Genomic DNA, 13,143 nt, shown 5'->3' with positions numbered 1-13,143 from the left:
TCGACTCAGGTCCGCGCGATGGGTGCGGCGACCGCCTCGGTGATCCGTGCGAGGTCGGTCGGTGCCACCTCGACGTCGAAGCCGCGACGTCCGCCGGACACGAAGATGCTCGCGTACGACAGCGCCGACTCGTCGAGCACGGTGCGGAGCCGGGTCTTCTGGCCGACCGGGCTGATCCCGCCGACCACGTAGCCCGTGCGCTTCTCGGCGAGGGCGGGATCGGCCAGCGTCGCCTTCTTGCCCCCGACCGCGGCGGCGATCGCCTTGAGGTCGAGCCGGTTCGCCACCGGCACGATCGCGACGGCGAGGACGCCGTCGACGGAGACGACGAGGGTCTTGAAGACCTGCTCCTCGCGCAGCCCGAGGGCGGCGGCCGCCTCTTCTCCGAAGTTGGTGGCGCTCTCGTGGTGCTCGTACACGTGCGGCGTGTACGGGACCCCGGCCGCCTCGAGCGCGACGGTCGCTGGGGTGCTCGGCGAACCTGCGGTCATGCCGTGATCCTCCCCCGCCGCACCTTCCGGTCCTCGACGGCACGCGGGCGTTACGCTGAACGGACCATGACCGCCGTCCTGCTGCTGCTCCGCGCCACCGCCGCGCTGGTGCTCGGCGACCCGGCCGCCGGGGTGCTGCCCCTGCTGGCCGTGGCAGCCCTCGGACTGACCGCGGTCGCCGTGACCGTCGTCGTCGCCCGGCTGCTCGTCGCGGTGCTGGCAGCCGTCCTCGGGATCGGATCGGCCTCCGTGTCGGATCGGTCGGCGGTGCCCGACCTGGTCACCCGGATCGGGTGGAGCCACCCCGACGCCGACGGGCACGTCCGCTCACGGGCACCGGGGGTCGCGACCCCGGCCTGACCACCGACCGGTGGCCGGGCCGCTCGCGAACCCCGCTGACCCACCACCGATCGGAACCGTCATGGACCTGTCCACCCTGCCCCTCGTCGGCCCGCTGCTGCACGGCGGCGCGGACCTCGTCGCCGCCCTCACCGCGGCGCTCTCCCCAGTCGCCGGCTCGTTCGCCGCGGCGATCGCCGTCGTGCTCCTCACCCTGGCCGTCCGCCTGGTGCTCGTCCCGCTGTCCGTGCTGCAGGTGCGGGCCGAGCGCGACCGTCGGCGCCTCGCACCCCAGCTCGCTGCGCTGCGGAAGCGGTACGGCCGCGACGCCCAGCGCCTGCAGCGGGCGATGCAGCAGCTGTACACCGACGAGAAGGTCTCGCCGCTGGCCGGCTGCCTGCCCGTCCTGGCGCAGGCACCCGTCGTGTCGCTCGTCTACGCCCTGTTCACGCACGCCTCGATCGGCGGCACCGCGAACGCCCCGCTCGACGCGACGCTCATCGGGGTCCCGCTCGGCCACTCGCTCGTCGTCACCCTGACGTCGCCGCTGTGGGTGCACGCCTGGGTGGTGCTGGTCCTGCTGGCGGTGCTCGCGGTCGTCGTCGAGCTCAGCCGCCGGTCGAACGCCCACTGGAACCCGGTGCCGGCACCGGAACCGGGCGTCCCCGGAGCCGCCGCCACCGCCGCTGTGGGCCGGTACGTGCCGTTCGTCACGGTCGTGTTCGCGGCGATCGCACCGCTGGCCGCCGCGCTCTACGTGGTGACGAGTGCGGCCTGGACCTACGGCGAACGCGCCGTGCTGCGCCGGGTGGTCCGCTAGCCGCCCTGGCCCTCCTGCTGCGGTCCCTGGTCGACCGGGTCGTACTCGGTACCGCGGCCCTGCTCCTCGTCGGCGGTCGGCACGTGACGTTCCGTGCCGGCACCGCCGGGGCTGGTCGCGACGTAGTCGGCCTCGCCGGACTGGGTGCCGTGGCTCAGCGGTTCGAGGGTCTCGGCGTCGGCGTCGTGCTGCGGCATGGGGTCGGTGCTCATGCACCACGCCTACTCCCTCGTTCTGGGTGCGCGCGCACGGCTGTGCGGTGCCACGATGGACCTGTCCACGCGACCGGCAGAGCGGGAGTGCGCATGGCCCACGACGACGTGGCAGCGGAACGGGCACGGCTCGAAGCCGTCGCCTGGGGAGCAGGATCGAGCCCGGCGGACGCGGCGCGCGCCCGGATCGCGCTGCAGGACCTGGAACGCGGACGACGACCCCGCGTGCGTGCGGGGTCGACGGCGCGGGATCCCCTGCCGGGAGGCCCGGGTCCGGTCCGGACGTCCGTCCCGTCCGCGACGCGGTCGGGGCCAGGGCACGCGTCCGTGCCCACGCAGGCGCGCGCGCCCGGTCCCGTGTCCTCGCCCGCCGGCGGGGCTGCCGTGCCTGCTGGAGCCGACGTGTCGGAGGCGACCGACGGCGGTGGGGGCGACCACGTCGACGACGCGCGGGGCGACGGCGGGGACGAGCCGGGCCTCCAGGCCGAGCCGACCGAGCGATCGCGGTGGCGGCGGTGGCTGTGGACGGAGCGACCACGTGCCTGGATCGCGGGCGGCGCGGCTGCCGCGGTGGGCATCGCGTTCGCCGCCGGGACGCTCGTCGGGACCGCGCAGCCCGACGTCGCCGCGGCGCCGAGCGTCACGCCGACGGCGGGGACGGTGACGCTCGAACAGCTGCTCGACGTCCCGCAGACGTACGCCGACCAGCTGCCGGGGCCGGTCGCTGCGCCGGTGAGCCTGCACACGACGCGACTGGTCTTCACGAACCGGGCGCTCGACGGCGGGACCGCCGAGACCCCCTGGAACGTCTGGGCCGGCATCGGGACCGACCGGTCGACGATCTGCCTGGTGGCGACGGCGGACCGCATCGAGTCGTCGACGGCGTGCTTCCCGCGGCAGGCGGCGCTGCACGGGTCGGTGTCGATGTCGGCGCAGTCCAGGAGCGGCACGTTGACGATCGAGCTACGGGGCGGCGGGGTCCAGGGCCGGGTGACGAACGAGTACTGAGCGGGCGACCAGTACCTGAGTGTTTCGTTGGAGCGCTCCGATGTATTTGCTGGATGCCCTCGCGAGAGTCGTTCCATCGTGCAACACTGGATGAGCGCACTCGTCGTGGAGTCGTACCCACATCATCCACATCCGCCAGCGAGCGCGCCCCGCAGACCCTCCCGGTCACCGCCGTCAGAACGATCGGCATCGTCGCGCGCTCCACCGTGCCTCGGAGGAGGTCAGCAGCGTGTCCACCAACACCACCACCTCGGCCGTGACGACCCACACGCGGCCGATCACCGTCACCAGTCAGTCCATCGTCGGCATCGCCGTGCTCGGACTGGCCACGTTCTTCGCCATCACCACCGAGCTCATGCCCGTCGGGCTGCTCGGCACGATGAGCGCCGACCTCGGCGTGACCGAGGCCACCATGGGCATCGTCATCACCGTGTACGCCGCGGCCGTCGCGATCCTCGCGCTGCCGCTCACCGCGTTCACCGCGAAGCTGCCCCGCAAGACCGTGCTCGTCGCCACGCTCGTCGGCTACACCGTGTCGAACCTGATGGTCGCGCTCGCACCGTCCTTCGCCGTCGTCTGCGCCGGACGGGTCGTCGGCGGCATCGCACACGCGCTGTTCTTCTCGGTCGCCTCGGCGTACGCCACGAGGATCGTGCCGCCGCGGCTGGCCGGGCGCGCGATCGCGTTCGTGTACTCGGGCAGCTCGCTCGGGTTCGTGCTCGGCGTGCCCGTCGCGACCTGGGTCGCGCAGCACATCGGCTGGCGCCAGGCCGTGTTCTCCGTCGGGGTCGCCGCAGCGGCACTCGCGGTCGTCGCCCTGCTGTTCCTGCCCGCCGTCCGCGGTGCCTCGTCGCCGCACATCGGGTCGCCGAAGGCCTGGGCGCGCACCGGACTGCTGTCCGTCGTGATCGCCGACATGCTCCTGTTCGGCGGGCACTACGTCGTCTACACCTACATCGGGCCGTACGCGATCGACGCCGGGCTCGACGCCGGCATGGTCAGCGGAGCGCTGCTCGTGCTCGGTGGCACCGGTGTCGTCGGGCTCTGGCTCGCCGGCATGTTCGTCGACCGTGCGCCCCGGCAGACGCTGATCGCCTCGGTCGCCGTGATGGCCGTGGCCTTCGCGACGATGCCGTTCGTGCACGGCTCCCTGATCGGGACGATGGTCGTCGCGGGCATCTGGATGGCCGCGAACGGCACGACCGGCACGCTCTTCATGGCCGCGGCGATCCGTGCCGGAGGCGTCTCCCCCGACATCGCCGGCGCGCTGGTCAACGGGGCGTCGAACATCGGCATCGCCGGTGGGGCGGCGTTCGGTGGGCAGGCCCTCGGGATCGTCGGGCTGCAGTACCTGCCGTTCGCCGGTGCCGCGGTGCTGGTCGGGGCGCTCGGGGTCGTCGTGCTGGCGCGCCGTGGGTTCCCGGTGCACTCGCACACGCAGGAGCACCTGTCGACCTCGTCCATCGAGGCGATCACGTCGTCGCTCGCGGTCGTCACCACGTCGGTGCCGGTCGTCGGGCGGGCGATCCAGACGGTCACGGGGTCGATCGGCGTCGTCACGGGTTCGGTGCGGCGGCCGCGGACGCGTTAGGGGCTGGCGCGGGCGCGTTCGCGGGGGCGTTCGCCGAGTGGTCACGACATGCCGTTGGCGTGGCATCGGGGTGGCACGAACTGTCGTCTGCGGGGGCGGCGGGCGTCGGTTCGTGGCCCCTCGGCGGACGCGGGCGGCGTGTTGTACGACCGCGGCGGAGGCGGAAGACCTGGCGCCGAGTGGTCACGACATGCCGTTGGCGCGGCGTCGAGGTCGCACGAACTGTCGTCTGGCGGGTCGGTGGGCGACGGTTTCTGACCCCTCGGCGGACACGGGGGCGTGTCGTGCGGCTGCGGGGACGCGCGCGGTGGCCGGGCCCCGAGTGGTCACGACGTGCCGTTGGTGGGTCGTCGGGGTCGCACGAACTGTCGTCTGCGGGGGCGGCGGGCGACGGTTCGTGACCCCTCGGCGGACGCGGGCGGCGTGTTGTGCGACCGCGGTGGAGGCGGGCGGCGTTTTGTACGACCGCGGCGGAGGCGGAAGGTCTGGCGCCGAGTGGTCACGACATGCCGTCGGTGGGTCGTCGGGATCGCACGAACTGTCGTCTGGCGGCTCGGCGGGCGACGGTTCGTGACCCCTCGGCGGACGCGGGCGGCGTGTTGTGCGACCGCGGCCGCCGCGACCGCGGTCGCGCCCGCCGGGCGGTCAGTCCTGCAGGTGGTCCGTGCGGCGGCGGTTGCGCACCGCGCGGTAGGTCAGCAGCGCCGCACCGAGCAGCACGAGCACCCCGGCGGCGATGAGCCCCGGGCCGAGGTCCGCGCCCGTGTACGCCAGCGGCCCACCGTCCCCCGCGTCGCCCTGGCCCGAGACCGGCGCGGAGCCAGAGCCAGAGCCGGCAGCGGGGCCGGTCGGAGCCGCCGAAGGAGAGCCACTCGGCGACGGTGACGGCGACGGCGCGGGAGCCGGACCCGCCGCGGCCCGCACCACGAACGCCAGCGGCGTCGCGGCCCCGGACTCCGGGGTGACGACGGTCGCCGTCTCGGCCCCCTCGACGTCGACCGAGACGACGTACTCGGTCGTGGGCTCCAGGCCGGTCAGGTCGAACGCACCGTCGTCGTCCGTGACGACCGACACGGGATCGCCGGACGACGGGTCCGTCGGAGTCGCGACGACCTCGACGTCCGGAACGGGTTCGCCGTTCGTGTCGACGACCGTGCCCGGTTGGTCGGTCGTGACCTCGGTGGCTGCGGCGGCGGAGGCGAACGGCAGGCCGGACGCAGCACGCTCGCCGGCGACGGCCGTCACACCGGTGTTCGAGGTCGCCCCGGTCGCCCCCGGCTCGGGTCGTTCGGTCCGGACGGTGTACGTGCCCGCCGCAGTGGCGAAGACGTAGCGACCGTCGGCATCGGTCTCCGTCGATGCGACCACGGCGCCTGTGCCGTCGATGAGCTCGACCACCGTGCCGGCGGGCACGGGTGCACCGTCGAGCGAGACCACACCCGCGACCGTCGCGACGAAGGCAGCCGGTACATCGATCTCGTCGGGGACCGCGGGCGCCGCGTCGACGTCGCCGGTCGTGATGGTCACGGGTGGCTCGTCGGCGACGGACACGTCGAGGTCGGTGTCCGCCGGCAGGTCCGAGCCGGTGTAGACGCCGTCGCTGTTCGTCGTGGTGTCGACGAGGACGTCCCCGGAGTCCGGGTCGGTGATGACGACCTCGAGGTTCGAGACCGGTCGGCCGTCCTCGTCGACCACGGTGCCGATGACCGACACGGTGTCCTCCGGCGACGTGAACGCGAAGTCGGCCTGCTGGTCCACGCCGCCCGGTGAGCCTGCCTGGGCAAGGGAGACCCTCGTGGGCTGGACGGGGCCCTCGGCACCGTCCGGCGGGGTGATCTCGACGCGGTAGTTCGCGATGACCGGCAGCTGCGGGAACGCGTAGGTGCCGTCGGGGTTGGTCGTCGTCGTGTACACGGTGCCGCGCGGAGCGGTGACGCGGACGATCGCGCCGGGGATGGGGGCGCCGTCGAGGGTCGCGATACCGGTGATCGCGGCCGTGCGGTTGGCGAACCAGGTCTGGTAGACGGGGAACCCGCTGCGCTGCTGGTACGTGATCGTCAGGCTGGTGAGCGACACGGTCGGCGTGAACCAGGCCGTCGCGCCGGCGGTGTCGACCGCGCCGGTGTTGCCCGTGAGGGTCCGGGTGGCCGGGTCCCAGGTGGGCCGGTCCTGCCCGGTCGTGCCGTCGGGGTCAGCGGTGCACGATGGCCCTCCGGCGACGGCGGCCGAGCACGAGTTGTAGGAGCGCACGTATCCGAGCTGCTCCGCGGTCGCGGCGCCGCCCCCGGAGACGGTGGCCGAGATGGTCGCCCGGTCGGCGTCGACGTCGCCGAGCACGAACGACCAGCTCTCGGCGCCCGGCGTCGGCTCGGCGAACGTGTAGGTGGTCGTCGATGCGCCGGTCGTGGGCGAGTCGACGTTCGGCCGCTGGTTCATGTAGGTCTGGCCGCGGCTCGTCCCGTAGACCGCGCCCGACGGGGTCGACACCGACTGCCAGGTCGATGCCCCGCTGACGACGGTCGACTGCCGGGAGTCCGACGTGAAGGTCGTCTCGGGAAACCCGGCGAGCGTCATCGTGCCGGTGTAAGCCCGGCTCGCTCCGCCGAGGGTGAAGGTCCCCCAGTTGCCGACCGGCTCCGCCGACGCGCTGGTCGCGCCGCCGATCGCGAGTCCTGCTCCGAGTGCCAGGGCCATCAGCCCTGCCGTGACCGCGCGCCAGCGCCGCATGCGTACTCCCCTGCTGTGGCGCCGGAGAACCCGACACCCCCTCAGACTATCCAGCGGGCGCGGCTCGTGTCCGGGGCACGACACGAGCAAGAAGGTCCCGCCGAGTGGTCACGACCTGCCGCGTGCCGGTCACCGGGTGGCCGAGAAGTGTCGGCTGGAGGGCCGCCGGACGACAGTTCGTGACCCCTCGACGAACACGAGCGGTGCGTCAGGAACCCAGCGCCACGAGGGCGTCGAGCGCAGCGACCTGGCCGGCCACCACCAGCTCCCGCGCCTCGTCGAGGCCGACCCACCGTGCGTCGTCCACCTCGGGCACCTCGACGAACCGCCCCGACCCACGCGGCAGCTCGAGCCGCACGGTGTTGCTCCGCACGATGTCGACCGAGAACTCCGACGCCCGTGCCGCGAAGACCCGCACCCGCTTGCCCGACGCCTGCCGGAACTCCCCCAGGTCGGTCAGGTCGGCGGCGGTCACCGGTGCGGGCACGCCGATCTCCTCGGCGAACTCGCGCAGCGCGGTGCCGAGCGGCTCCTCGCCCGCCTCGACCAGCCCCTTCGGGATCGACCAGCCACGCGGCCGGTTCCGCCAGAACGGCCCGCCCATGTGCGCGAGGAAGACCTCGGGCCCGGACGGACCGGTCCGGTGCAGCAACAGTCCGGCGCTCACGACCACGCCCCGAGACTACGCAGACCCTGTCGGGAGGCCCGGATCACCACACACGCGCCGCGCACCACCCGACGTGCCCGGTTCCACCGCCGGTTCCCCACGTCCGCGCCGGGAGTACCGTGTGGCGCACGGAGCGCCGTGTGACGCCCCCGGAGGACCTGCGATGGAGGAGGCCGATCGGGATGGACGAACGATGGACGACGGTGACGCTGGCCGCGGACGCCGCGATGCCCCACGACGAGGCGCTGCGGTGGATCGCCGCCCGCGCTGACAGCGGGATCGAGCGGATCCGGATCATCGGAGCCGACCCGGCGATCGAGGGCCCCGGACCGGTCGCCGACCGCCTGGCCGAGGCCGCGCGCGCCGCTCTGCCCGGAGTGACCGTCGAGGTGCACCGGCACGCGGGGCCCTTCGCCACCGCCCTGGTCGAGGAGTCGGACGGCGGCGACCTCCTGGTGATCGGGACCTTCCGGAACCGACGGGGTTCGACGGCCGGCGGCGACCCGGCGCGCGTCGCGGTCCGTGCGGCCGTGCCGACCGTGATCGTCCCCGAGGGCCCGCACCCGATCGGCGGCGACGTGGTGCTGGCCGTCGAGGAACCCATCGACGAACGGGCCGTCTCGATCGCCGTGGCCGAGGCCGTCCGGCTGCACCGACGACTGACGCTGCTCCGGGCGTGGGAGATGCCCGTGCTGACCCGGACCGGGCTCACCGACTTCGCCGAGGACCCGCTGCGGTGGCGTGCCCGGAACGCCGAACTGCTGCAGCGGGTCACCGCGGACCTGACCGCGCGGTTCCCGGCGGTGCGGATCCGGCCGCTGCTCGTCGAGGGACACCCGGGGCACGCCATCGCATCGCGCACCCGTCGGGCGTCGCTCGTGGTGCTCGGACGGGGGCACGTGCGGGTGCTGTCCGGCGCACTGCTCCACGACGTCGTCCGTGAGACGGCGGCTCCGGTGTGCGTCGTCCCTCCGGCGGCCCACACGGACAGCGCGGGGTCCGGACGGGTCAGCCGGCGAGTTCCCGGATCGCGTCGGCCATCTGGTCGGTGAGGTACGCGACACCGCGGCCGTTCGGGTGCAGGGCGCCGGCCTTGAGGTCGATCCGTCGCAGGTCGCTCGAGCCGGTCAGGCTGACGCCGGCGACGTAGCGTTCGTCCGCCGGGGCGCAGGCCGAGTGGGCCTCGGTGCGTTCGAGGACGTCGACGAACCGCACCCCGGCGGCGTCGGCGGCGGACGCGGACACCGCGTCGAGCTCCTCCTGCACGCCGTGGAGGTACGCCACGTCGTCGTCGGTGAACGGGAAGGTGTCCGAGGGGAACGACCCCGCGAGCGTGCCGAGGTCGAGCGCCGAGCGGAAGCAGCCCTTCGCCGGGGTGTGCTCGGCGTCCGGGAAGATCGCCGGGTACCCGAGGAACACGACGACGGCGTTCGGTGCGGCCCGTTGCACCGCTGCGAGGGTGTCGGCGATCCCGAGCGCGACCCGCGACTGGATCTTCACGCTGAGCTGGTCCTCACCGTCCTGCACGAGCGTGCTCTCGCACGACGGCGCGTCGCGTCCGGAGAACACCGGGCCGTCGGCCGAGATCGCCAGGCACGACGCGGCGGTGCCGAACAGGTCCGCGTCGTTGCCGCCGATCGTCAGGGTCACGAGCCGGGTGCGCGACGACAGCGACTCGATCTGGGGTGGGACGCCCGTGAACTGGTGTCCGGTCGTGACGTCCTCGCTGGTGGCGCCCGCGCACGTGACGTCGGTCAGGTCGAGGCCGAACCGCGCCGCGAGCCGGTGCGGGTAGTCACGGGCCGACTGCACGCACGCGCTCGTGGGCAGCCGGGTCCGGTCGCCGAGGCCGTAGCCGGCGGAGTACGAGTCACCGAGGGCGACGTACTCGCTGCCGGGCGGGAGGTCGGCGAGCGATTCGGTGGGGTCGTCCGGCACCGGGTAGGGCTGCGGGACGGGCCACATCGGCGCGGCCGACGCGGGTTCCACCGGCCCCGGTGCCGCGACCCCGGCCACCACCAGCCCGACGACGGCGACCGCCGCCAGGGCGGCGAGCAGCGTCGTACGGGCGGTGCGGAGCAGTTGCGGCCTCCGGGCGGGTGCGGCGGATCGGTCGGTCGGGTGGGGTCGGTCGGGTGGGGCGGGACGGGCTCAGCGGCGTCGAGTCGGCGTTCGCCACCGCTGCCGGTGCGGTACTCCAGCCCGTAGTGCTGGAACAGCTCGGGCTCGGTCGCGGCGTCGAGTTCGCCATCGGTCGAGATCGACGGGGCGTCCTTGACGAGCTTCTTCGGGAACGTCACGCGCAGGTGCTTCGGGGCGACGGTGGCGCCGAACAGCGGGACGAAGACGAGCTTCTGGAACCCGACCATGCCGGTGGTCAGGGCACCGAACGCCGGCTCGGACGTGGCGGTGTCGTAGTAGATGCTCTCGAGCGTGCCGACCTTGTCGTCGGCCTCGTCGACGACCGGCAGACCGATCCAGTCACGGATGTTCGCGGCTTCGAACACGAAGGACTCCCTCCGAGCATCCGGCAGGTCCGGGTGGCTCTCGGTCGACGCTACCGCCCGGCCGCCTGAGCGGTCACCCGGAGCCGGTCCACCGCGCCGAGCACGTCGTCCGCGGTCACGGCCAGGATCGCCGGGTCCGGGTCCTCGGCGAAGACGTCGCCGCGGCGGACCGAGGCGTCGGTGAGCACGATGTGCGGACCGGTCGACGGCGGGCCCCACGCCTCGGGCGGGGCCGGGCCGAACAGCACGACCGACGGCACCCCGTACGCGGACGCCAGGTGCGCAGCGCCGGTGTCCACCGTGACGACGAGCCGCGCCGCGGCGATCACCGCGGCGAAGGCCTGCAGGTCCAGGGTGCCGGCCAGGACCGCCTCCGGCGCCAGGCCGGCCGCGTCGGCGACGGCACGGGCGCGCACGACGTCGTCCGAGCCTCCTGTCAGGACCACGTCGGCACCGCGCGCACGCAGTCCGCGCACCACGTCGGCGAAGCGGTCCGTCGGCCAGTGCCGCGCACCGTGGAAGGCACCCACGTGCACGACGGCCGCGTCGGCGACCACCGTCGGTTCGGCGGGGCGGTCGATGTGGACCTCGGTCGCGTCCGCGGGGATGCCGTGCCACGTGAGCAGGTCCGCCCAGCGGTCGCGCTCGTGCACGTCGTCCGGCCACTCCGGTCCCTGGTAGTCGTGGGTCGGGTCGGCGTGGCCGATGACCCGGCGCGGGGCGAGCGCGGCGACGAGGTCCGAGGACTCCGGGCCGGCGCCGTGCAGGTTGACGGCGATGTCGACGGCACCGTGCGGCACCGCGATCGGGTGGTCGAGACCGTGCTGGGCCAGGTGGACGTCCACCGCCGGCACGAGTTCGACGACCGGCGCCAGCCATGCCGTGGTGGCCAGGGTGATGCGGTGGTCGGGGAACGCGCGGCGGAGCGCGTGCAGTGCGGGGACGGCGACGAGCAGATCGCCGAGCTTGATGGCACGGAGGACGAGCAGTTCCGGGCGTCCGTCGGGGTCGGGCAGGTTCTCGAGGGCGGTCACCGCCGCGACGGTAGACCTGACACGCTGACGGTCCTGCCGGGCCCCGCGCTCCGCGGCTCTTCCTGGGGCGGTCCCCGGCCGTCGACCGGTAGTCACGGAGCATGTCCCTCGCACCGGACCGCGTCATCCGCGGCCTGCTCCTCGACCGCGACGACACCCTCGTGGTGGACGTCCCGTACAACGCCGACCCGCACCTGGTCGTCCCCGTCCCCGGTGCCCGCCGCGCCGTCGACCGGGCGCGTGCCGCCGGGTTGCAGCTCGGCGTCGTCACGAACCAGTCGGTGATCGCGAAGGGCATGGCCACGCGCGAACAGGTCGACGCCACCAACGCCCGGGTCGACGAGCTCGTCGGCCCGTTCGACGTGTGGTGCGTCTGCCCGCACGACGCCGGTGACGACTGCGCCTGCCGGAAGCCCCGGCCCGGGATGGTCCTCGACGCCGCCGAGCGGCTCGGCATCCCGCCGGAGTCGATCGTCGTCGTCGGTGACATCGGCGCCGACGTCCAGGCCGCGCGGAACGCCGGCGCGCAGGGGATCCTCGTGCCCACCCCGCGCACCCGCGCTCAGGAGATCGACGAGGCCGACACCGTCGCCGCGGACCTGGACGAGGCCGTCACCCTGGTGCTCGAGCACGTCGGCAGCGTGGCGGACCGGTCGTGAGCGCCGGTCGGCGCGTCCTCGTCGCCCGGCTCGACTCGTTCGGCGACGTCCTGGTCGCCGGACCCGCGGTGCGCGCGGTCGCCGCCGGTGCCGCGCACGTGACGATGCTGTGCGGACCGCAGGGGGCGCCGGCCGCCGACCTGCTGCCCGGCATCGACCGGGTGCGGGTGTGGGCGGCACCGTGGGTCACCGAGACCGCACGCCCGATCGACGACGCCCTGCTCGCCGAGTTCCGCGCGCTGGTCGCCGAAGAACAGCCCGACGAGGCCGTCGTCCTGACGTCGTTCCACCAGTCGCCCCTGCCCCTCGCGCTGCTCCTGCGCCTGGCCGGGGTCCCCCGGGTCTCCGGGGCCTCGGTCGACCACCCCGGGTCGCTGCTCGACGTGCGGCTGCGCCCCGGCGAGGACCTGCCCGAGGACCTCCCCGAGCCCGAGCGCGCGCTGCGGATCGCCGAGGCGGCCGGGTTCCGGCTGCCGCCGGACGACGACGGGAGGCTCGCGGTGCGCCACGACGCCGTCCTGCCCCCGCCCGTGGCCGGGCTCGACCGCTACGTGGTCGTCCACCCCGGAGCCAGCGTCCCGGCACGGTCGTGGCCGGAGTCCCACCACCGTGCGCTCGTCGCCGCCTACGCCGAGCGCGGCGTCCCCGTCGTCGTCACCGGCTCCCCCGGCGAACGCGCGCTGACCGCCGCCGTGGCGGGGGACACCGGCATCGACCTCGGCGGCCGCACCAGCCCCGCCGAACTCGCGGCCGTCCTCGCCGGCGCCGAGGTCGTCGTCGTCGGGAACACCGGTCCGGCCCACCTCGCCGCGGCCGTCGGGGCGCCCATCGTGAGTCTGTTCTCGCCGGTCGTCCCCGCCGCGAAGTGGGCGCCGTACGCCCCGCTCGTCGAACTGCTCGGCGACCAGGCCGCACCGTGCCGGCTCAGCCGCGCTCGCGAGTGCCCGGTCCCCGGCCACCCGTGCCTGTCCGGAGTGCGCATCGCGGACGTCCTGGAGGCCCACGAACGGCTCCTCGACCGCGTTTCGCGGACTGATCCGAGAAGTCTGCGGGGCGGCCCAGAAGGCGCTGCGTAGCGTGCGCCACTG

At 74.2% G+C, this 13,143-nt stretch carries 13 protein-coding genes and 1 pseudogene; 7 read left to right on the top strand and 7 right to left on the bottom strand.

The features are described from left to right. Positions 1-5: 5 nt before the first annotated feature. Positions 6-491: a Cys-tRNA(Pro) deacylase gene (gene ybaK / locus DEI96_RS09330; RefSeq protein ID WP_111024395.1), complete on the bottom strand. Its 486-nt coding sequence runs from the start codon at positions 489-491 to the stop codon at positions 6-8. Positions 492-557: 66 nt separating this feature from the next. Here ybaK and DEI96_RS09325 point away from each other — a divergent pair, with 66 nt between their 5' ends. Continuing rightward, positions 558-851 carry a hypothetical protein gene (locus tag DEI96_RS09325; RefSeq protein ID WP_111024394.1) on the top strand — a complete coding sequence of 98 codons (294 nt, stop codon included), beginning with the start codon at positions 558-560 and terminating at the stop codon, positions 849-851. A 61-nt stretch (positions 852-912) separates the two neighbouring features. Then, on the top strand, positions 913-1,650 hold the full coding sequence (locus DEI96_RS09320; protein WP_111024393.1) for a YidC/Oxa1 family membrane protein insertase: 738 nt from the start codon (positions 913-915) through the stop codon (positions 1,648-1,650). Here DEI96_RS09320 and DEI96_RS09315 read toward each other — a convergent pair. Then, entirely contained in the window at positions 1,647-1,862 is a 216-nt protein-coding gene (locus DEI96_RS09315) for a hypothetical protein (protein ID WP_111024392.1), read from the bottom strand. The genes DEI96_RS09320 and DEI96_RS09315 overlap by 4 nt on opposite strands. Before the next feature lie 402 nt (positions 1,863-2,264). Between DEI96_RS09315 and DEI96_RS09310 the strand changes: the two genes are divergently transcribed. After that, positions 2,265-2,870 (top strand): hypothetical protein, encoded by a 606-nt coding sequence (locus tag DEI96_RS09310; protein ID WP_146246946.1) that lies wholly within the window; start codon positions 2,265-2,267, stop codon positions 2,868-2,870. A gap of 229 nt (positions 2,871-3,099) precedes the next feature. Next, on the top strand, positions 3,100-4,461 hold the full coding sequence (locus tag DEI96_RS09305; RefSeq protein ID WP_111024390.1) for an MFS transporter: 1,362 nt from the start codon (positions 3,100-3,102) through the stop codon (positions 4,459-4,461). A gap of 645 nt (positions 4,462-5,106) precedes the next feature. Here DEI96_RS09305 and DEI96_RS09300 read toward each other — a convergent pair. Next, complete coding sequence (locus DEI96_RS09300) at positions 5,107-7,188, bottom strand: MSCRAMM family protein (protein ID WP_111024389.1); 2,082 nt, start codon at positions 7,186-7,188, stop codon at positions 5,107-5,109. A gap of 208 nt (positions 7,189-7,396) precedes the next feature. Beyond that, positions 7,397-7,861 (bottom strand): NUDIX hydrolase, encoded by a 465-nt coding sequence (locus DEI96_RS09295; protein ID WP_111024388.1) that lies wholly within the window; start codon positions 7,859-7,861, stop codon positions 7,397-7,399. 176 nt (positions 7,862-8,037) lie between these two features. Here DEI96_RS09295 and DEI96_RS09290 point away from each other — a divergent pair, with 176 nt between their 5' ends. After that, entirely contained in the window at positions 8,038-8,907 is an 870-nt protein-coding gene (locus DEI96_RS09290) for a universal stress protein (protein WP_111024387.1), read from the top strand. Here DEI96_RS09290 and DEI96_RS09285 read toward each other — a convergent pair. The 3 genes and pseudogenes from DEI96_RS09285 to DEI96_RS09275 all read right to left on the bottom strand — a co-directional run bounded on the left by DEI96_RS09285 (position 8,864) and on the right by DEI96_RS09275 (position 11,396). After that, the gene (locus DEI96_RS09285; RefSeq protein ID WP_139196714.1) at positions 8,864-9,844 is read right to left on the bottom strand and encodes an SGNH/GDSL hydrolase family protein; all 981 of its coding nucleotides are present in this window, start codon (positions 9,842-9,844) and stop codon (positions 8,864-8,866) included. The two genes, DEI96_RS09290 and DEI96_RS09285, sit on opposite strands and share 44 nt — an antisense overlap. A 350-nt stretch (positions 9,845-10,194) precedes the next feature. Continuing rightward, positions 10,195-10,362: pseudogene (locus tag DEI96_RS09280) on the bottom strand (PRC-barrel domain-containing protein); the annotation flags it as partial. 50 nt (positions 10,363-10,412) lie between these two features. After that, the gene (locus DEI96_RS09275; protein ID WP_111022897.1) at positions 10,413-11,396 is read right to left on the bottom strand and encodes a glycosyltransferase family 9 protein; all 984 of its coding nucleotides are present in this window, start codon (positions 11,394-11,396) and stop codon (positions 10,413-10,415) included. Between the two features lie 101 nt (positions 11,397-11,497). On the opposite strand from DEI96_RS09275, the gene DEI96_RS09270 reads away from it, so the two are divergent. Both DEI96_RS09270 and DEI96_RS09265 read left to right on the top strand, forming a co-directional pair. Beyond that, positions 11,498-12,055, top strand: coding sequence for a D-glycero-alpha-D-manno-heptose-1,7-bisphosphate 7-phosphatase (locus DEI96_RS09270; RefSeq protein WP_111022896.1), 558 nt, complete (start codon positions 11,498-11,500; stop codon positions 12,053-12,055). Beyond that, positions 12,052-13,131: a glycosyltransferase family 9 protein gene (locus tag DEI96_RS09265; RefSeq protein WP_111022895.1), complete on the top strand. Its 1,080-nt coding sequence runs from the start codon at positions 12,052-12,054 to the stop codon at positions 13,129-13,131. The genes DEI96_RS09270 and DEI96_RS09265 overlap by 4 nt, the downstream gene beginning before the upstream one ends. The last annotated feature ends 12 nt before the right edge of the window (positions 13,132-13,143 follow it).

Source organism: Curtobacterium sp. MCLR17_031, assembly GCF_003234775.2.
Classification (GTDB): Bacteria; Actinomycetota; Actinomycetes; order Actinomycetales; family Microbacteriaceae; genus Curtobacterium; species Curtobacterium flaccumfaciens.
This window is presented reverse-complemented; position numbering and strand designations above follow the sequence as displayed.